We start from the raw sequence: 17862 nt of genomic DNA on the forward strand, positions 1-17862 counted from the left end.
GAGGAGTAAGGGGAGGCGGACCGGGAGGGGTAGGGGGACCGGAGCGAGGACTGACGCAGAGACGACGGAGGGAACGGGGGAGGGGACGAGGGCGGGAATGACACGGGACCACCACCTGCGACGAGGGATCGGCTTGCGGATCCCACGATGGGGCTTCCCGCCGTTCTCCGCCGGAGCCTGTGGACAGACCACGGCCTGTGGAAAACCCTCTCACCCGACCGTGCTCCGCGACCCGACCGTGCGCCACGAGCCCCGCGCCGGCAGTCCTACGGCAGCGCGAACCCCGGATCCATTCCGCCCAGCGCCGAGGCGCACAGGCAGCCCCGTTCCCGGGTCGTCGGCAGCGCCGCCACCGTGTCGAAGAGCACGTTCCGCAGTCGGTCCACGTTGTCCGCGAACACCCGCAGCACCTCGTCGTGCGAGACGCCCTCGCCGCTCTCGGCACCGGCGTCGAGGTCGGTGACCAGGGTCAGGGACGTGTAGCAGAGCTCCAGCTCACGGGCGAGCGCCGCCTCGGGGTGGCCGGTCATGCCCACCACCGACCAGCCCTGCGCCCGGTGCCACAACGACTCGGCGCGGGTGGAGAAGCGCGGCCCCTCGAGCACGACCAGCGTGCCGCCGTCCACCGGTTCCCAGTCCCGCCCACGCGCCGACTTCAGGGCGGCGGCCCGGCCGGCGGGGCAGTAGGGGTCGGCCAGCGACACGTGCACGACGTTCGGGACGATGCCGTCGGGCCGCGGCAGTCCGTCGAAATAGGTGCCCGCCCGGGACTTCGTACGGTCCACGAACTGGTCCGGGACCAGCAGCGTCCCCGGCCCGTACTCGGGCCGCAGCCCGCCCACCGCGCACGGCCCGAGCACCTGGCGCGCGCCGACCGACCTGAGTGCCCACAGGTTGGCCCGGTAGTTGATCCGGTGCGGCGGCAGATGGTGGCCGCGTCCGTGCCGGGGGAGGAAGGCGACCCTCCGACCGGCCAGTTCGCCGAGGAAGAGGGAGTCGCTGGGCGCCCCGTACGGGGTGTCCACCTGGACCTCGGTCACGTCGTCGAGGAAGGAGTAGAAACCGGAGCCGCCGATCACGCCGATCTCGACGTTCGCCTTGTTCGCCATGTTCCGCACCCTAACCGGCCCCGGAAACGCCGAGGACCCCGTCGTCGGACGACGACGGGGTCCCGTGAGGATTCGGCCTCAGGCGGCGGTGCTGCCCGCGGTGCTGCTGGAGCTGCCGGACCCGGACGACGAGCCGGAGCCAGAAGAAGATCCGGAGCCCGAAGAGGATGAGGACGAGGAAGAAGACGAAGAGGACGAAGACGAAGACGAGCTCGTCGACGAATCGGACGTCTTCGACGCCGAAGTGCTGCTCGACGAAGAACCGCGGCTGTCGTTGCGGTAGAAGCCGGAGCCCTTGAAGACAATGCCGACCGCCGAGAACACCTTCTTCAGGCGCCCCTGGCAGTTCGGGCACTCGGTAAGAGCGTCATCGGTGAACTTCTGCACCGCCTCGAGGCCCTCGCCGCACTCGGTGCACTGGTACTGATAGGTGGGCACTGTCTTCCTCCTGGCACTCTCACTCGATGAGTGCTAACGATCGTCAATGGTAACCCGTGCCGCAAGTGATCGGCGTAACGCGCGTCACCCCGCCACGGGCGGCGGTCGGAGCGCGACCGTCATGGGGACGGGCCTCCGTACGTGCTCAGCGCGTGTTCCGGACGCGCTTCGCGGTACGGCTTCCCAGGCGGGAAGCCATGTCCGCGGCGTCGCCATGGCCCCGCGCGTGTGCGCGGGCAAACCTGGCGGGGGCCTGTGCGGCGGCCTGCGAGTGCGTCACATCTCACTGATCGCGACGGGATCGCGCCGGGCCGCGCCGCGTGTGACCTCGCGGGTCACCCGGGGCGGTACCAGCCGTGATCGCAGGACCAGCAGCGTCACCAGGGCGAGCACCGTGCCGCCCATCGGCACCAGGAACCCGGCGCCGGTCCAGAGGTTGTCCTCCAGCTGCCCGGAGACCGTGACCGCGGCCGCCTGGCCGAGTGCCACCGCGCCGGTCAGCCAGGTGAAGGCCTCGGTGCGGGCACCGGCCGGGACCAGGTCGTCCACCAGGGTGTACCCGGTGATCAGGGCGGGCGCGATGCACATGCCGACCAGGAGGCCGAGCCCGGCGAGGAACAGCGCCGAGTGGGCGGTCCACAGGGCGGAGGCGGTCACCGCGAGCGCCACGTACCCGATGACCAGGCGCCGCTGCGGGGCGGCCTTCCAGGCGATGGCGCCGCAGGCGATGCCGGAGAGCATGTTTCCCGCGGCGAAGACGCCGTACAGGATGCCGTTCAGTCCGGGCTCGCCGATCGACTCGGTGTACGCGGCCAGCGACACCTGCATACCGCCGAAGACGGACCCGATGCCCAGGAAGATGACGATCAGGACGCGTACCCCGGGGACGCGGAGTGCGGAAACGTGTTCCACGCGCGCGTGCCCGCGAGCGGCCACCTCGGGTTGTGTGCCCTTCTGCGCGGCGAACAGCAGACCGCCGATCAGGGTCAGCGCGGCCTCGGTCACCAGGCCCGCCGCCGGGTCCACGGCCGTGCACAGGGCGGTGGCCAGCAGCGGTCCGACGACGAAGGTCAGCTCGTCGGTGACGGACTCGAAGGCCGCAGCCGTGGTCATCAGCGGGGAGTTCTTGAGCTTCACGCCCCAGCGGGCGCGCACCATGGGCCCGATCTGGGGCACCGAGGCGCCGGTGGGCACAGCGGCGGCGAACAGCGCCCACAGCGGGGCGCCGTTCAGTGCCAGCGCGGTCAGGGTCAGCCCGGACACCGTGTGCACCAGCACGCCGGGGACGAGGACGGCGCGCTGCCCGTAGCGGTCGGCGAGGCGTCCGCTGTACGGCGCGAACACTGCCATGGATACGCCGGTGACCGCCGCGACGGCGCCGGCCGCGCCGTACGAACCGGTGGTGTGCTGCACCAGCAGCACGATGGAGAGGGTGAGCATCGCGAAGGGCTGGCGTGCCGCGAAGCCGGGGAGCAGGAACGTCCAGGCGCCGCGCGTGCGCAGCAGTCGACCGTATCCCGGACGGGAGGTGGCCGCAGAGTCCTTCGACGTGGTGACCGTGGATGCCACGGCCCGTGCCTTTCTGCCGCCTGGTGGCGCGTGGGCCCCTGGTGTCGGGCGCGCCGAGAGCTGTCCTCTTGCGCTGACTGCGGTAGATGCCGGTGCCACAGCTCAGGGCGTGCCGGCCGCCATACGGTCGCGCCAGCTCTGCGTCAGGCAGAGTTGGTTCGATCTGGGTACCGTTTGCATGGTACAGGCGGTTCCAGGTGTACACAGGCTCCAGGTGCTTGTGATCCTGTGAAAGCGAGCACCGAGAGGCCCTGGCCCTGTGAATGACGGGTTATGGCCCAGCCCAGCTCAGCCCAACCCAACCCAGCCCGACCCGGCCCGCACGCCACAGTGCGAGAGGCGGCGCGAACGACGCCGGAAGCGGCGTCTCGGCCTCCGGCTCCGCCTGCCCGTCCGGTCAGCCCCCGGGCCTCGCCCCGTCCGTCCCCAGCCAGCCGGCCAGTTTGCCGCCGCGGCCCACCGCGCGGAGGCGGCGTTCGGCGGCGTCCCGGACCGGGTCGGTGGCGACGACGAGGAGTTCGTCCCCGTGCCGCAGCATCGTCGTCGGCCCCGGAACGAACGAGGCACCCCCGCGCACGACGAGCGTGACGGCCGCCCCCTTCGGCAGCCGCAGTTCGCCGACCTCCACGCCGTGCATCCTCGACTCCTCCGGGATGCCGACCGACAGCAGGTGTCCGCGCAGCCGCTCCAGGGGTGCCGACTCGATGCCCAGGTCGGCGGCCTCCGTGTCCTCGCCGAGGCGCAGTTTGTGGGCCAGCCAGGGCAGCGTCGGCCCTTGGACGAGGGTGTAGACGACGACCAGGATGAAGACGATGTTGAAGATCGACCGGCTGCCGGGGACGCCCTGCACCATCGGAATCGTCGCCAGGATGATGGGCACGGCGCCGCGCAGCCCCGCCCACGACATCAGAGCCTGCTCCTGCCAGGGCACCCGGAACGGCACCAGACTCAGCACGACGCTCAGCGGGCGGGCCACCACGGTCAGCACCAGCCCGATGATCAGTGCGGGCACGATGTCGACGCCCAGTTCGTGCGGGGAGACCAGCAGGCCGAGCAGGACGAACATGCCGATCTGCGCGAGCCAGCCGAGTCCCTCGGCGAACCCGCGCGTGGCGGGCCAGTGCGGCAGCTTGGTGTTGCCCAGCACCATCGCGGCGAGATAGACGGCGAGGAAGCCGCTGCCGTGGGCCATGGCGCCCGCCGCGTACGCGGTGACGGCGATGGCCATGACGGCGATCGGGTAGAGACCGGAGGCCGGCAGCGCCACGTGCCTGAGCCCCAGGGAACCCAGCCAGCCCAACGCGAGTCCGATGACGGCGCCGATGGCCAGTTCCAGGGTGATCTCGCCGAGCAGGACGTACCAGTGCTCGATCGGACCGGCCGTGGAGAAGGCGAGTACCAGAATGACCACGGGGGCGTCGTTGAAGCCGGACTCGGCCTCCAGCGTGCCCGTCACCCGCGAGGGGAGCGGGATGCGCCGCAGCACGGAGAAGACGGCCGCCGCGTCGGTCGAGGACACCACCGCGCCGATGATCAGCGCCTGCCGCCACTCCAGCCCGATCAGGAAATGCGCGGCCGTCGCGGTGACACCGACGCTCGCCGCGACACCCACGGTCGCGAGGGCGGCGGAGGCGGGCAGGACGGGTTTGATCTCCGTCCACTTGGTGCCCAGACCGCCCTCGGCCAGGATGACGACCAGGGCCGCGTATCCGATGACCTGCGTCAGCTCGGCGTTGTTGAACTGGACGTCGCCGATGCCGTCCTGGCCCATGGCGACGCCGATGCCCAGATAGACGAGCAGGCTGGGGAGCCCGCTGCGCGAGGAGATCCGGACCGCCGCGACGGCGACGAGCAGGACCAGCGAGCAGACGAGCAGGAGCTGGTTGAGGTGGTGGACAGTCGTGGCCGTTCCCTTCCCTGGCACCCGCGCGGTGTGCCCGAGCTCTTGTCCGGGGCCCGGGTGGCCGGTGCGTTCACGGCGAACTGCTTCGTTACCTTACCTAACTCTTGACGCTTTCTTGACGCGTACCCCTGGCATCATCGAACGTCCGTCCGTGCTGGTACTCGACTCCGCGTCAAGTGGCGGAGGGCCCTGCGCCTATCGTTGCCCCAGCGCTCAGTTAAAAGCACAGCCCGCCCTGCCGCTCGCGTAAGGACAGCAAGGACAGCGATGCCCCCCAATACCACCGCCTCCACGGGTCAGCAGCCCGGCAAGTCCGGCAGGAAAAAGGGGCGCAAAGCCCGTCTGGTCGTGTTCGTCCTGGTGCTGGCACTGATCGGCGGTGTCGCCTACGGGGCGTACTGGTCGGTCAGCACCGTGCGTGCCTCCTTGCCGCAGACCAAGGGCTCGATCACCCTCGAAGGCCTGTCGGGCACCGTCGACGTCAAGCGTGACGGCTACGGAATCCCACAGATCTACGCCTCCTCCGACGAGGACCTGTTCATGGCGCAGGGCTACGTCCAGGCGCAGGACCGGTTCTACGAGATGGACGTCCGCCGGCACATGACCTCCGGGCGCCTGTCGGAGATGTTCGGCGAGAGCCAGGTCGAGACCGACGAATTCCTGCGCACCCTGGGCTGGGACCGGGTCGCGAAGGAGGAGTACGAGAAGAAGCTCTCCCCGGCGACGAAGAAGTACCTCGACGCCTACGCCAAGGGCGTCAACGCGTACCTGGAGGGCAAGGACGGCGCCGACGTCTCCCTGGAGTACGCGGCGCTGGGCTTCACCAACGACTACAAGCCCGGCGCGTGGACGCCGGTGGACTCCCTGGCCTGGCTGAAGGCGATGGCCTGGGACCTGCGCGGCAACATGCAGGACGAGATCGACCGCGCCCTGATGACCAGCCGCCTCGGCCCGGAGCAGATCGCCGACCTGTACCCGGCGTACCCGTACAGCCGGAACAAGCCGGTGGTGCAGGAGGGCCAGTACAACGAACTCACCGGTACCTACGAGTCGGGCGGCGGTGAGAGCGGGAGCGGCACGGGTGACGGCACCGGCACCGACCCGGGCACGGGCACGGGCACGGGCACGGTGGACCCCGGCACCGGCGTGGAGGGCGCGTCCGGATCAGGTACCGCGGACGGCACCGCGGGCACCGCGAGCGGCCTGGAGGGCCAGCTCGCGGGTCTCCAGCAGGTCCTGCAGGACCTCCCGACCGCCGTCGGCGTCAACGGCGACGGCATCGGCTCGAACTCCTGGGTCGTCTCCGGGGAGCACACCATCACCGGTGAGCCGCTCCTGGCCAACGACCCGCACCTGTCGCCCGCGTTGCCGTCCGTCTGGTACCAGATGGGCCTGCACTGCCGCAGCGTCTCCGCCACGTGCCAGTACGACGTCTCCGGCTACACCTTCGCGGGCCTGCCCGGCGTGATAATCGGCCACAACGCGGACATCGCCTGGGGCCTGACCAACTCCGGGGTCGACGTCACCGACCTCTACCTGGAGAAGATCACCGGCGAGGGCTACCAGTACGGCGGCAAGGTGGTGCCGTTCACGTCCCGTGAGGAGACCATCAAGGTCGCCGGCGGCGCCTCCCGGAAGATCGTCGTCCGGGAGACCAACAACGGCCCGCTGCTCTCCGACCGGTCCAAGGACCTGGTGCGGACCGGCAAGAAGGCCACCGTCGACTCGGCCGCACCCGACCGGGGCGACGGCTACGGCGTCTCCCTGCGCTGGACCGCGCTGGACGCCGGCCGCACCATGGACTCCGTCTTCGCGATCAACCGCGCGAAGGACTGGGGCGACTTCCGCGAGGCGGCCACCCTGTTCGAGGTGCCCTCGCAGAACCTCGTCTACGCGGACACCGAGGGTCACATCGGCTACACGCTGCCCGGAAGGATCCCCACCCGCGCGAAGGACCACGACGGTTCCATCCCGGCACCCGGCTGGAACCCCAGGTACGAGTGGACCGGCTGGATCGAGCAGGACGAACTGCCCTACGAGTTCGACCCCGACCGCGGCTACATCGTCACCGCCAACCAGGCCGTCGTCGATCCCGACGCGTACCCGTACACCCTGACCACCGACTGGGGCTACGGCGCCCGCAGCCAGCGGATCAACGATCTGATCCAGTCGAAGATCAAGGACGGCGGCAAGATCTCCACCGACGACATGCGGCAGATGCAGCTCGACAACAGCAGCGCCATCGCCAAGCTGCTGGTGCCCGAGCTGCTCAAGGTCGACGTCGACGACCCGGACGTACGCGAGGCGCAGAAGCTGCTGGAGGGCTGGGACTACACCCAGGCCGCCGACTCGGCCGCGGCCGCCTACTTCAACTCCGTCTGGCGCAACATCCTCAAGCTCGGCTTCGGTCACAAGCTGCCCAAGGAGCTGCGGGTCAAGGGCCAGTGCCTGTGGGTCGACCCGGTCGACCCGACCGGGCCCGCCGAGGAGCGCGTCAAGGTCCGCGAGTGCGGTCTGCGCGAGGCGGACCAGGCCCAGCCCGACGGCGGCGACCGCTGGTTCGAGGTGGTCCGCACGCTGATGGAGGACAAGGACAGCGACTGGTGGACGACCCCGAAGTCGGGCACCCGCCCCGCCGCGGACAACCGTGACGAGCTGTTCGAGCGCGCCCTGATCGACGCCCGCTGGGAGCTCACCGCCAAGCTCGGCAAGGACATCGACACCTGGAGCTGGGGCAGGCTGCACCGCCTGTTCCTGAAGAACCAGACCCTGGGCACCGCCGGCCCCGGCTTCGTGCAGTACGCCCTCAACCGCGGCCCCTGGAAGCTCGGCGGCGGCGAGGCCACGGTCAACGCGACCGGCTGGAACGCCGCCGGCGGCTACGGCGTGGTGTGGGTGCCGTCGATGCGCATGGTGGTCAACCTGGGCGACCTCGACAAGTCGCGGTGGATCAACCTCACCGGTGCCTCCGGCCACGCCTACAGCGCCCACTACGTCGACCAGACGGACAAGTGGGCCGACGGCGAACTACTCGAGTGGGCCCACTCGGAGAAGGCGGTCGAGAAGAGCACCGAGGACACCCTGCTGCTCAAGCCGTGAGCGGGCTCTGAGCGGCTCTGAGCGAGCCGCCCATCCGATACGGAAGAAAAGATACGGAAGCGGCCTCCACGCACACGCGTGGAGGCCGCTTCCCGTGGGCCGGCTCAGCCGAACCGCCGCACCCCCGACGGCGTCACCACCGCGTGCACCGGATGGTCGTGGGGCTCCTCGGGAACCCGCTCGACGACCTCCGTGTCGTACAGCAGCACCACCAGCGCCGGGTGCGCGCCCGCGCGTTCCAGCCGGGCCAGTACCCGGTCGTACGAGCCCCCGCCGCGCCCCAGCCGCATCCCGCGCGCGTCGACGGCCAGGCCCGGCAGCAGCACCACGTCCGCCCCGGTCACGGCGTCCGGCCCGAGGCGTTCCCCGGACGGCTCGAGCAGTGTCATCCGCCCGCCGCCGTGCCGCACGTGTGCGAGGGACTCCTCGCCGGTGTACGGGCCCCAGTCCAGGTCGTTGTCGGGGAGCAGGGCCGGCAGCAGCACGTGTACGCCTCGCGCGCGCAGCGCGTCGAGGAGCGCGGGCGTGCCGGGTTCGCTCCCCACGGAGACGTACGCCGCCACCGTGCGCGCGTGCGACAGTTCGGGCAGTCCGAGCGCGCGGCCGGCCAGCGCGGTCGCGGACTCCCGCACGTCATCCGCCGTCAACCTTCCCCTCGCCAGGAGGATTTCCCGTCGCAACGCCCGCTTGGCATGATCGTCCGCACGTTCGTTCTGTCTCAACTCTGTCCCCGTATCGTTCCAATATGCTCATATGATCTTTAAATGTGCGGAGCACCAGATTCCCTGCGAAGGCAGCGGATATGGTGGCGGACATGATTCAGTCGCACCCTCGGATCAGCAAGGCTGTCATCCCCGCAGCGGGCCTCGGTACCCGGTTCCTGCCGGCCACCAAGGCCACTCCCAAAGAGATGCTGCCGGTCGTCGACAAGCCGGCGATCCAGTACGTGGTCGAAGAGGCCGCCGCCGCCGGTCTTGACGACGTTCTCATGGTGACGGGCCGTAACAAGCGCCCCCTGGAGGACCATTTCGACCGCAATTACGAACTGGAGTCCGCCCTCAACAGGAAGGGCGACGCCGCCCGCCTCGCCAAGGTCCAGGAATCCAGCGACCTCGCGACGATGCACTACGTCCGCCAGGGCGACCCCAAAGGCCTCGGCCACGCCGTTCTGTGCGCCGCCCCGCACGTCGGCGACGAACCCTTCGCCGTCCTCCTCGGCGACGACCTGATCGACCCCCGCGACCCCCTGCTCCAGCGCATGATCGAGGTCCAGGAGCAGCACGGCGGCAGCGTCGTCGCGCTCATGGAGGTCGCCCCGGAGCAGATCCACCTCTACGGGTCCGCCGCCGTCGAGACCACCACGGACTCCGACGTCGTCCGGGTCAGCGGCCTGGTCGAGAAACCCGACCCCACCGACGCCCCCTCCAACTACGCCATCATCGGCCGCTACGTCCTCGACCCGCACGTCTTCGACATACTGCGGAAGACCGAGCCGGGCCGCGGCGGCGAGATCCAGCTCACCGACGCCCTCCAGCAGCTCGCGGCCGACGAGAAGGTCGGCGGCCCGGTGCACGGCGTGGTCTTCAAGGGCCGCCGCTATGACACCGGCGACCGAGGCGACTACCTGCGTGCCATTGTCCGACTCGCGTGCGAACGTGATGACCTGGGCCCGGACTTCCGGACCTGGCTCCGCCGTTACGTCACCGAGGAGATGCAGCAGCCTTGAGCACCGCCGCGCCCCGCACCGCAGGCCCGGACCACCTCTGGTCGGTGGACGAGCACCTGGACGACATCCTCGCCACCGTCCGCCCCCTGGAACCCATCGAGCTGCAGCTCCTCGACGCCCAGGGCTGCGTCCTGGTCGAGGACGTCACGGTGCCGGTGTCACTGCCGCCGTTCGACAACAGCTCCATGGACGGGTACGCGGTACGGGTCGCGGATGTCGCGGGCGCGAGCGAGCAGTACCCGGCGGCCCTCGAGGTCGTCGGTGACGTCGCGGCCGGCCAGGCCGACCTGTTCCAGGTCGGTCCCGGCCAGGCGGTACGCATCATGACCGGCGCCCCGCTCCCGCCCGGCGCCGAGACCGTCGTCCCCGTCGAGTGGACCGACGGCGGGCTCGGCGAGGGCCCGGTCACCGGGATGCCGGCCCGCAGCCTGGCCCCCGAGGGCGCCACCGGGCAGGTGCTCGTGTACCGCCCGGCCGGGGCACGCGCGCACGTGCGCGCCAAGGGCAGCGACGTACGGGCCGGCGACCGCGCACTGGAAGCCGGTACGGTCCTCGGCCCGCCCCAGATCTCCCTCCTGGCCGCGATCGGCCGCGGCTCCGTACGGGTGCACCCGCGCCCGCGCGTGGTCGTGCTCTCCACCGGCAGTGAACTCGTCCAGCCCGACGAGGAGCTGCGCGCCGGTCAGATCTACGACTCCAACAGCTTCTCCCTCACCGCCTGCGCCCGCGACGCCGGCGCCATCGCCTACCGCGTGGGCGCCGTCGCCGACGATGCCGACACCCTGCGCGACACCATCGAGGACCAGCTGGTGCGCGCCGACCTGATGGTCACCACCGGCGGCGTCAGCGTCGGGGCGTACGACGTCGTCAGGGAGGCGCTGTCGTCCGTCGGCGACGAGGACGAGCCGGGCAGCGGCATCGACTTCCGCAAGCTCGCCATGCAGCCGGGCAAGCCGCAGGGCTTCGGCTCCATCGGCCCCGATCACACCCCGCTGCTGGCCCTCCCCGGCAACCCGGTCTCCTCGTACGTCTCCTTCGAGCTGTTCGCCCGCCCCGCCATCCGCACCCTGATGGGCCTCACGGACGTCCACCGGCCGAGAAGGCGCGCCACCCTCACCGCGGGCGGGGCGCTGACCTCGCCGAAGGGCCGCCGCCAGTTCCTGCGCGGCCGGTACGCCGACGGCGAGGTGACCCCGGTCGGCGGTGCCGGATCCCACCTGGTGGCCGCCCTCGCCCAGGCGAACGCGCTGATCGTCGTCCCCGAGGACGTCGAGTCCATCGCCTCCGGCACCGACGTCGAGGTGATCCTGCTCGGCTGACCCGCGCGGGTTGGCGGTACCGTGTCGCGCACAGCAGGCCCGTGCGCCGCACCGCGGCGGGCCCGGACCGGGAGCGCCACACTCATGACCGTGCCTTCCCGGGGGGAGACCCCCGGACCTCCAGCGCAGGACGACCGTACGCAGGACGGAACCCAGGACCGCACGCGGGGCCGTACGCAGGACCGTCTGACGCATCTCGACGAGACGGGCGCGGCTCGTATGGTCGACGTCTCCGGCAAGGACGTGACCGCGCGCACCGCCCGCGCCACCGGCCGTGTCCTGGTCTCGCCCCGTGTGATCGAACTGCTGCGCGGCGAGGGGGTCCCCAAGGGGGACGCCCTGGCCACCGCGCGGATCGCGGGCATCATGGGTGCCAAACGCACCCCCGACCTGATCCCGCTGTGCCACCCTCTCGCCCTCTCCGGGGTGAAAATGGACCTGTCGGTCGCGGACGACGCCGTGGAGATCACGGCCACCGTGCGGACCACGGACCGTACGGGCGTCGAGATGGAGGCGCTCACCGCGGTCTCGGTCGCCGCGCTCACCGTGATCGACATGGTGAAGGCGGTCGACAAGAAGGCGGTCATCACGGACGTGCAGGTGGAGGAGAAGACGGGCGGCACGTCGGGCGACTGGAGCAGGGCATGACACGCGACGCATCCGGTGACGGCGCACTTCTCGCGCCGTACAGCGCCCTGGTGGTCACCGCCTCCAACCGGGCCGCCGCCGGCGTCTACCAGGACACGGGCGGCCCGCTGGTCGCCGAGGGCCTGCGGCGCTTCGGCTTCACCGTCGACGGCCCCCGGGTGGTCCCGGACGGCGACCCGGTGGAGGCCGCGCTGCGCGCGGGTACGGAGGCCGGGTACGACGTCATCGTGACCACCGGCGGCACCGGCATCTCGCCCACCGACCGCACTCCCGAGGCGACCCGCGCGGTGATCGGCCACGAGGTGCCCGGCATCGCGGAGGCCATCCGGGCGTACGGCCGGGACAAGGTGCCGACGGCCGCCCTCTCCCGGGGCGTCGCGGGGGTCGCGGGCGTCGGGACCCTGATCGTCAACCTGCCGGGGTCCAGGGGCGGGGTGAAGGACGGTCTCGCCGTCCTGGAGCCGCTGCTGAAGCACGCGGTCGACCAGTTGCGCGGCGGTGACCACCCCGGACCGGGGGCCAGCGGCGGGGGTGCGAGCTGAACGGCTCGGCCTGGCCCGTGGAGCTGGCGGTCGGCGATGTCGTCCTGAGGCCCATAAAGCTGCGCGACCAGCGGGCCTGGCGCGAGGTCAACCGCCGCAACCGTGACTGGCTGCGGCCCTGGGAGGCGACCATCCCGCCGCCCACCCCCGCCGGTCCGGTCGTGCACCGGCCGACCTACCGCCAGATGGTCCGTCATCTGAGGGCCGAGGCGCACGCGGGCCGGATGCTGCCGTTCGTCATCGAGTACCAGGGGCGTCTGGTCGGCCAGTTGACGGTCGCGGGGATCACCTGGGGCTCGATGTGCTCGGGTCACGTCGGTTACTGGGTGGACGAGGCGGTGGCCGGCCGCGGAGTGATGCCGACAGCCGTGGCGATGGCCGTGGACCACTGTTTCCGTACGGTCGGGCTGCACCGTGTCGAGGTGTGCATTCGCCCCGAGAACGGACCCAGCCGGCGAGTGGTGGAGAAACTCGGGTTCCGCGCGGAGGGGCTGCGCCCGAGTTATCTGCACATCGACGGAGCCTGGCGCGACCATCTCGTCTTCGCGCTCACAGCGGAGGAAGTGCCCGAGGGGTTGCTCAGCCGCTGGCAGCGGGAACGCTCCCGGCGTGAGCGGCCGGAGGGCGAGCGGCGTAATCCCGGAATCCCGCACAGCCCCGGTAATTGAATAAATGTTCGAATTTGATCGCTTGATGGCCGTCCGAAGTCCGTGAAGGCGGGGAATTTCGCGCCTCGAGTGGTCTGCTGATCGCATCGATCCAAAAAAAGTTCGAGATATCAGCCGGATCGTGCGACACACCGGCTCAATTGGCGGATGGCCCCACCTAAACCCCTCTACCGTGTGAGGCGTGAGCAGCAGCGGCCTCATCTACGCAGTCATTGTCGGGGCCTGGGCCGCCTACTTGGTGCCGATGTGGCTCCGTAGGCAGGACGAGCTGAACGAAGCCCGTCCGACGGAACGCTTCAGCACCGCCATCCGATTGTTGTCCGGACGGGCGGGAATGGAGCGCCGGTACGCCAAGGACCTGCGGGCGCGCTCCACCGACGAGGAGGAGCGGAGCGCCCACGACCCGGACGCGGTCACCGATTCGGTGGACGTCCGGGCCTTCGCCGTGTCCCAGACCCGTCCGCAGATACAGGCACCCGTACGGGAGCAGCCCGCGCAGCGACCGGACCGGCGGAGCCCGGAACCCGGTCCCGCGCGCGAGCGCGTCCCGTCCGCCCGCCGTGAACGGGACCCCCGACGGGCGCAGCCCGCCGGACCGGACCGGTCCACCGCCCAGCAGTCCCGGTCGGCGCAGGCCTCCGCGGCACGCGCCCGGCGCTCGAAGGTGCTCGCGCGCCGTCGGCGCACCACCACCCTGCTCTTCGTCGCCTTCACGCTCGGCGCGGTCGTCGCGGCGGTCGGCGGACTCGCGTTCCTGTGGGCGCCCGGAGTGCCGGCCGTCCTGCTGAGCGTCTACATCGCGTACCTGCGCTCCCAGGAGCACCGCCGGTTCGCGTACCAGATGGACCGCCGCCAGGCGGAGGTCGCGGCGCAGCGGCTGCGTGAGCGCGAGCGCCGGCCGCGCCGTCGCCCGTCCGTCGGCGACGCGGACACCGACGCACCGGAGGGACCCGGGCAGGGCTTCGAGCCGGCCGTCGAACCGGAGCAGGAGACCGACCCCGGCCTTCTGGCGCTCGCCGCCGACCGGCGGGCGCTCGTGGAGCAGACCGATCACGCCGAGTGGGTCGACCAGCAGCGCGAGCGCCAGCGGCGCCCCGGCCAGGGCGGCGACAGCTGGGACCCGGTCCCGGTCCCGCTGCCCACGTACGTGACCGCCCCGGTCGCCCCGCGCGCCACCAGCGACGTGGACCTCGGTGCCCCGGACACCTGGAGCTCGGCCCGTTCGAGCTCCATGGCCCCGGGCCCGGAGGAGGCCGCCGCGTCCGACGACGCCGAACCTCATGACGCGGGCGCGGAGAGCGACCACGACGACCGCCTGGACGGCGACGGCCGCACCGACGCCCTCCCCCACGCTCGAAGGCGCTCGCGCGGGGGGACGACCCCCACGGCGGCCTCGGCCCGCCGGGCGCGCGAGCGCGGCCGCACCCCGCTCTTCGACCAGTACGAGGACGGCGACCGCCCCCGGGCAGCCAACGAATGACCCCCGAAACCGCAGGTGACCCCCCACCCGCAACGGATTTTTGAGCACCCCGATCGGGATGCTAAGGTTTCACTCGTTGCAAGGGCCTGTGGCGCAGTCTGGTAGCGCACCTCGTTCGCATCGAGGGGGTCTGGGGTTCAAATCCCCACAGGTCCACCGCAGCTGAAAGCCCCCGCCGGGAAACCGGCGGGGGCTTCTTCGTGTCGACGCGAGCAACCCTCCTGTTCCTGTGGCGGGTGTCACGCCGCCCTCGTCAGCGGTCCGTGGCCCGCGGGTGCCCGGGGCTTGCGAAGGTGATCCAGCAGGTCGCCCGCGCGGTGTCGACGAGGTACCGGATGCGGCCTCCACCGGTGACTTCGATCTGCCACTGTTCGCAGGTCTGCCCGCGGTGGGTGCCATGCGCCGGGCTGCCCTTGAGCCGGTGGTGCCGGGGCGTCTCCGTGGTCGGCTCGGGCGCGGTACGCAGGGTGATCCAGGCGCGGTAAGTGTCTCGCGGGCCTGCCGGATGAGACTCTCCCAGCCCTTGGCCGAGGCGGCGTCGGCGCAGCGGACTTCCCCGTCTCCCTCCGGCGCCGGAGGGGCGGCTCGGTCGCCACGGCCCGCTGTGACGCGGCATCCCCCGGGTCGGGCACGGGCCCGTGGCCCTCGCCGCGGTCTGCGGTCGGCGCGGCCGGCAGCTCAGGGTCGGAGTGGATCTCCGCGGCGCACGGCCTGTCCGAGTGGACGGTCCCGCCCTGTCCGAAGCGTGCGGGGCTAATCGGCGGGAAGGGCTTCCCGCATCGCCTTGTTGACGCCGGTCGGTTCGTACCCCTCGGGCACGCCTTCGACCAGGATGATGTCGCCCTCGATGTGCCGTGAGCGCAGCGGTGCGATCTCCCGGTACGCGGGTGAGTCCCACCAGGCCCGCGCCCCCGCTCCCTCGGGTTCGGGGCGCCGAACTGTCGGGTGTGGCCGAGCGGTCGGCGGAACGAATGGACGTGGTGTGGATCCCGTTGGGTTACCTGCTCCTCGCGGCTTTGCGGGAACTGGCCACGGAGTACTCAGGGGAGGCGGTGCCCCATCTTCGCCGACTGGCGGTTGTGGCCCTTCGTGTCCCACCACTCCTCCAGCAACGCGCGGACGATGTGCACCAGTTGCTCGAGCCGGTCGGGGTCCGGGGCCGGCGAGACGAGGACGTCGACGAAGGAGCTGTCGTCCCAGGGGAGTGTGACCGCCCAGCGTTCGCCCTGTCGTCCCGGGCGCTCCACCGTGATCCGGTATTCCAGCACGGCGGCGCCGCCCGGACGGTGCTCCACCGACAGATCGGCGATGGCGAACCTCATACTGCCGTCACCGGTCGTGTACGAACGGGCGAGCGCCTGCTCGGCCGGTGTCCTGGCCGTCATGCTCACTCCTTTCCCTCGGTGTGGCGGGAGTGTCAGTCGGCGGTTCCGTTCTCATTGCCCGGTGAGTCGGGGGCGGACTCAGGGGTCCCGATGACGTACGTCCCCTTTGCGGGGAGCGTTGCGACGAGACCGCGCTTTCGCAGCTCGACAATGGCGCGTCGCACCGTTCCGATGCTCACGCCGTACACATCCGTCATGGCCCGCTCGCCTGGCAGAGCTGCGCCCTGCGGCAGCTTGCCGGACGCGATGTCGGCGGCGATGGCATCCGCAAGCTTCACGTATTCGTAGCGCGGGAGGTCAGTCATGCCTCCACGCTGGTGCACCGGGACGCACAGCGCGGAGGCGAAACGCGGTATACCGCGGTGGGACGCGGTAGAGAGGGGAAGGGTGCAGGGGGACGCGGTTAACGGTAAAGTCGAGAACGACAAGACCCCGGCGAGGTGGCCAGACCTCCCGGGGCACGGCCAACGCCGCATAGGAGCGTCGACATGCATGACCTTATCCGCCGCCTCGCCCATTGGCTGGGCCTTCTCCTCGGCCCCGGCACCGGAGCCCACCGTGCGGGCGGCCCCCGCCCCGCGCACCTCGCCGCCGGTCCCGCGTCCGCCGCCGACTCCGTCTGCCTCCCCCCGCACCATTCCCCGTACTGCCTGCACCTCCCCCTTGACGGCACCGACTCCCGGCTCGTCCGCCCCTACCTCGCCGCCCATGAACAGGAGCGGGCGGCACGTCAGCGGCGTCGCAGGGTCGCCCTCGTCCTCGCCGCCGACTTCGGGATCGACCTCGACCAGCACACCATCGGCGCGGGGAAGGTGGCCGCGTGATGGAGTCGTACCCCTCGCTCCGGCTGCTGCCCTGGTCCTCGCCGGACGGCAAGCCCTGCTTCCTCGCCGACGGCGGTGAGGGCGGATATGTCTCGCGGCTGGCCGACGGCCTGGACGTGCTCCGTCGCGCCCGACTGGTGCTGGAGGACCCGATGTCCCCGTACGTCGAGGTGCGGTACGCCGGTGTCCGCCTCACTGAGTGCCTCGCTGACGCACTGCGCGTCGCGGAAGCCCGCGGGCGACGCCTGCCCTCGCCGGACGACACCGACGAGCCCTGTGGCGCAGGTGACAGCCACGGAACCGATGCCCACGCCCCGGGAGCGCCGGCGTGATCCCTCGCGCCGCGTACCCGGCCCGGCGCCAGAACCCCGGCAACGAGCGGCTCACCCACGTCATCGAGGCGGGCTATCGTCGGAGTCACGGTGCGCCGAAGGAGCACGAAGGAGTACATCCGGTCATGACCGCACACGCCGCAGAACCCACGCCGGTCGTTCCGCCCATGCCCGAGCGGAACCCGAAAGCGCTGCGTGCTGCCATCGCCCAGCACGCCCCGCAGCTCCTTCCCAACTTTGACGAGCACTGGAAGTGGGCCGTGGCAGACGCCTACGACATCAGTACCGTGCCCGCCTTCATGGCCCGCTGGTGGGGTGAGTTCGCGATCGCCCGAGATCCGAAACTCGACGCTCACATGGCGAATCTCCACCACCGCGCGGCAGAATCCACCGACATCGCCGAAGCCAAGGCGCTCCTGGAAGAGGCCTCCCACATCCGGCACGAGGTGCAGCGGCTGGAGCCCGGTCAGTGACCGGCGACGGGTTCATGGGCCCGCCCTGGCGGATGGACTGGACACTCAAGGCTCAGGCTGTCCGCGATGCGCTGCCGGAGCATGTGCGAAAGACGATCGATGCCGTGCGCGCCGAACTGGTTACGGCGAAGGACCCCTATTTCCGGGGTGTCGACACAGATGTGGACCTTCCCGAAGGTATGAAGGTCCAGCCTGTGCGGTCCGACCTTCCCAAGGGCAGTCGTGTCTTCCTCTTCGACCACGGACACGGCTGGCTGCACTACACCTTTGTCCGGCGCACCGAAGACCCGCAGATCATTGTGGAAGAGGTTTTCTGGCAATGATCGGTGATGATCTGGGGTCAGTCG

General features: G+C 70.9%; 19 protein-coding genes and 1 tRNA gene. 12 read left to right on the plus strand and 8 right to left on the minus strand.

All coding sequences use genetic code 11. The features are described from left to right. Nucleotides 1-266 precede the first annotated feature (266 nt). From ACFP2V_RS07400 to ACFP2V_RS07415, 4 genes are all read right to left on the minus strand, one after another. Nucleotides 267-1109, minus strand: coding sequence for an S-methyl-5'-thioadenosine phosphorylase (locus ACFP2V_RS07400; protein ID WP_381207209.1), 843 nt, complete (start codon nt 1107-1109; stop codon nt 267-269). Nucleotides 1110-1187: 78 nt separating this feature from the next. Then, a complete protein-coding gene (locus tag ACFP2V_RS07405) occupies nt 1188-1547 on the minus strand; it encodes an FmdB family zinc ribbon protein (protein ID WP_381207212.1) in 360 nt (119 codons plus the stop codon). Nucleotides 1548-1823: 276 nt separating this feature from the next. Further along, nucleotides 1824-3116 (minus strand): MFS transporter, encoded by a 1293-nt coding sequence (locus tag ACFP2V_RS07410; RefSeq protein WP_381207215.1) that lies wholly within the window; start codon nt 3114-3116, stop codon nt 1824-1826. A 397-nt stretch (nt 3117-3513) separates the two neighbouring features. Next, nucleotides 3514-5040, minus strand: coding sequence for a potassium/proton antiporter (locus ACFP2V_RS07415; RefSeq protein ID WP_381207218.1), 1527 nt, complete (start codon nt 5038-5040; stop codon nt 3514-3516). A gap of 246 nt (nt 5041-5286) precedes the next feature. Between ACFP2V_RS07415 and ACFP2V_RS07420 the strand changes: the two genes are divergently transcribed. Next, nucleotides 5287-8118: a penicillin acylase family protein gene (locus ACFP2V_RS07420; protein ID WP_381207221.1), complete on the plus strand. Its 2832-nt coding sequence runs from the start codon at nt 5287-5289 to the stop codon at nt 8116-8118. 104 nt (nt 8119-8222) lie between these two features. Here ACFP2V_RS07420 and ACFP2V_RS07425 read toward each other — a convergent pair whose 3' ends face one another. Continuing rightward, the gene (locus ACFP2V_RS07425; protein WP_381207224.1) at nt 8223-8765 is read right to left on the minus strand and encodes a 5-formyltetrahydrofolate cyclo-ligase; all 543 of its coding nucleotides are present in this window, start codon (nt 8763-8765) and stop codon (nt 8223-8225) included. 167 nt (nt 8766-8932) lie between these two features. On the opposite strand from ACFP2V_RS07425, the gene galU reads away from it, so the two are divergent. The 7 genes from galU to ACFP2V_RS07460 all read left to right on the plus strand — a co-directional run bounded on the left by galU (nt 8933) and on the right by ACFP2V_RS07460 (nt 14657). Beyond that, nucleotides 8933-9844 carry a UTP--glucose-1-phosphate uridylyltransferase GalU gene (gene galU / locus ACFP2V_RS07430; protein WP_381207227.1) on the plus strand — a complete coding sequence of 304 codons (912 nt, stop codon included), beginning with the start codon at nt 8933-8935 and terminating at the stop codon, nt 9842-9844. Beyond that, nucleotides 9841-11163 (plus strand): molybdotransferase-like divisome protein Glp, encoded by a 1323-nt coding sequence (glp, locus tag ACFP2V_RS07435; protein WP_381207230.1) that lies wholly within the window; start codon nt 9841-9843, stop codon nt 11161-11163. Before galU ends, glp begins: the two co-directional genes overlap by 4 nt. 84 nt (nt 11164-11247) lie before the next feature. Then, nucleotides 11248-11811, plus strand: a complete 564-nt coding sequence (moaC, locus tag ACFP2V_RS07440) for a cyclic pyranopterin monophosphate synthase MoaC (RefSeq protein WP_381207233.1) — start codon at nt 11248-11250, stop codon at nt 11809-11811. Continuing rightward, on the plus strand, nt 11808-12353 hold the full coding sequence (locus tag ACFP2V_RS07445; RefSeq protein ID WP_381207236.1) for a MogA/MoaB family molybdenum cofactor biosynthesis protein: 546 nt from the start codon (nt 11808-11810) through the stop codon (nt 12351-12353). The genes moaC and ACFP2V_RS07445 overlap by 4 nt, the downstream gene beginning before the upstream one ends. Nucleotides 12354-12370: 17 nt before the next feature. After that, on the plus strand, nt 12371-13021 hold the full coding sequence (locus ACFP2V_RS07450) for a GNAT family N-acetyltransferase (RefSeq protein WP_381207239.1): 651 nt from the start codon (nt 12371-12373) through the stop codon (nt 13019-13021). A 181-nt stretch (nt 13022-13202) separates the two neighbouring features. After that, a complete protein-coding gene (sepX, locus tag ACFP2V_RS07455) occupies nt 13203-14501 on the plus strand; it encodes a divisome protein SepX/GlpR (RefSeq protein WP_381207242.1) in 1299 nt (432 codons plus the stop codon). A gap of 82 nt (nt 14502-14583) precedes the next feature. Then, a tRNA-Ala gene (locus tag ACFP2V_RS07460) sits at nt 14584-14657 on the plus strand. 597 nt (nt 14658-15254) lie between these two features. Here ACFP2V_RS07460 and ACFP2V_RS07465 read toward each other — a convergent pair. The 3 genes from ACFP2V_RS07465 to ACFP2V_RS07475 are packed head-to-tail and all read right to left on the minus strand — an operon-like array spanning nt 15255 to nt 16191. Further along, nucleotides 15255-15599 carry a DUF1330 domain-containing protein gene (locus ACFP2V_RS07465; protein WP_381207245.1) on the minus strand — a complete coding sequence of 115 codons (345 nt, stop codon included), beginning with the start codon at nt 15597-15599 and terminating at the stop codon, nt 15255-15257. Beyond that, nucleotides 15542-15886, minus strand: a complete 345-nt coding sequence (locus ACFP2V_RS07470; RefSeq protein WP_381207248.1) for a hypothetical protein — start codon at nt 15884-15886, stop codon at nt 15542-15544. Before ACFP2V_RS07470 ends, ACFP2V_RS07465 begins: the two co-directional genes overlap by 58 nt. A 32-nt stretch (nt 15887-15918) precedes the next feature. Continuing rightward, complete coding sequence (locus ACFP2V_RS07475; protein WP_381207250.1) at nt 15919-16191, minus strand: winged helix-turn-helix domain-containing protein; 273 nt, start codon at nt 16189-16191, stop codon at nt 15919-15921. 183 nt (nt 16192-16374) lie between these two features. On the opposite strand from ACFP2V_RS07475, the gene ACFP2V_RS07480 reads away from it, so the two are divergent. Genes ACFP2V_RS07480 through ACFP2V_RS07495 form a run of 4 tightly spaced genes read left to right on the plus strand, consistent with a single transcriptional unit; the run spans nt 16375 to nt 17838 of the window. Beyond that, the gene (locus tag ACFP2V_RS07480; RefSeq protein ID WP_381207253.1) at nt 16375-16710 is read left to right on the plus strand and encodes a hypothetical protein; all 336 of its coding nucleotides are present in this window, start codon (nt 16375-16377) and stop codon (nt 16708-16710) included. Continuing rightward, a complete protein-coding gene (locus tag ACFP2V_RS07485) occupies nt 16710-17042 on the plus strand; it encodes a hypothetical protein (RefSeq protein WP_381207256.1) in 333 nt (110 codons plus the stop codon). The genes ACFP2V_RS07480 and ACFP2V_RS07485 overlap by 1 nt, the downstream gene beginning before the upstream one ends. Continuing rightward, a complete protein-coding gene (locus tag ACFP2V_RS07490; protein WP_381207259.1) occupies nt 17039-17515 on the plus strand; it encodes a hypothetical protein in 477 nt (158 codons plus the stop codon). Before ACFP2V_RS07485 ends, ACFP2V_RS07490 begins: the two co-directional genes overlap by 4 nt. Further along, complete coding sequence (locus ACFP2V_RS07495; protein ID WP_381207262.1) at nt 17512-17838, plus strand: hypothetical protein; 327 nt, start codon at nt 17512-17514, stop codon at nt 17836-17838. The genes ACFP2V_RS07490 and ACFP2V_RS07495 overlap by 4 nt, the downstream gene beginning before the upstream one ends. The last annotated feature ends 24 nt before the right edge of the window (nt 17839-17862 follow it).

Source organism: Streptomyces incanus, assembly GCF_042656345.1.
Classification (GTDB): domain Bacteria; phylum Actinomycetota; class Actinomycetes; order Streptomycetales; family Streptomycetaceae; genus Streptomyces; species Streptomyces incanus.